Annotated in this window: 1 protein-coding gene; it reads right to left on the reverse strand. The window is 63.8% G+C overall.

What is annotated here, in order from left to right:
- Positions 1–1,189, reverse strand: a 1,189-nt coding sequence (locus ABZV34_RS39750) for a cbb3-type cytochrome c oxidase subunit I (protein WP_356288270.1), incomplete at both ends; no start/stop codon positions are given.

The raw sequence follows: 1,189 nt of genomic DNA on the forward strand, positions 1-1,189 counted from the left end.
CGTGTTGAGGGCGGTGAAGCCGTCGGCCGCCAGGTAGTCGGCGTAACGACGCGGCATGCCCTCGGCGCCCAGCCAGTGCTGGACGAGGAACGTGCCGTGGAAGCCCACGAACAGCGTCCAGAAGGTGATCTTGCCGAGCCGCTCGTCGAGCATCTTGCCCGTCATCTTCGGCCACCAGAAGTGGAAGCCGGAGAACATCGCGAACACCACGGTGCCGAAGACGACGTAGTGGAAGTGCGCCACCACGAAGTACGAGTCGGAGACGTGGAAGTCCATCGGCGGCGAGGCCAGGATGACGCCCGTCAGACCGCCGAAGGTGAACGTGATGAGGAAGCCGGTGGCCCAGAGCATCGGTGTCTCGAAGGACAGCGAGCCCTTCCACATCGTTCCGATCCAGTTGAAGAACTTCACGCCTGTGGGTACGGCGATGAGGAACGTCATGAAGGAGAAGAACGGGAGCAGCACGCCACCGGTGACGTACATGTGGTGCGCCCACACGGTCACGGACAGGCCCGCGATCGCGATGGTCGCGCCGATCAGGCCCATGTAACCGAACATCGGCTTGCGCGAGAACACCGGGATGACCTCGGAAATGATTCCGAAGAAGGGTAGGGCGATGATGTACACCTCTGGATGGCCGAAGAACCAGAAGAGGTGTTGCCAGAGCAGGGCTCCGCCATTTGCCGCGTCGAAGACATGTGCCCCGAATTTTCGATCCGCCTCCAGGGCGAACAGGGCCGCCGCCAGGACGGGGAAGGCGAGCAGCACCAGAACCGCGGTGAGCAGCACGTTCCACACGAAGATGGGCATACGGAACATCGTCATGCCGGGAGCGCGCATGCAGATGATGGTGGTGATGAAGTTGACGGCGCCGAGGATCGTGCCGAAGCCGGAGAAGGCCAGACCCATGATCCACATGTCGGCGCCGATGCCCGGCGAGCGGACCGCGTCCGACAGCGGCGAGTAGGCGAACCAGCCGAAGTCGGCCGCGCCCTGCGGAGTGAGGAAGCCGCCGACCGCGATCGTCGAGCCGAAGAGGTACAGCCAGTAGGCGAACATGTTCAGCCGCGGGAACGCCACGTCGGGCGCGCCGATCTGCAGCGGCATGATCCAGTTCGTGAAGCCGGCGAACAGCGGCGTCGCGAACATCAGCAGCATGATCGTGCCGTGCATCGTGAACGCCTGGTTG

It is taken from the genome of Streptomyces sp. NPDC005195 (assembly GCF_040608315.1).
Classification (GTDB): domain Bacteria; phylum Actinomycetota; class Actinomycetes; order Streptomycetales; family Streptomycetaceae; genus Streptomyces; species Streptomyces kaempferi.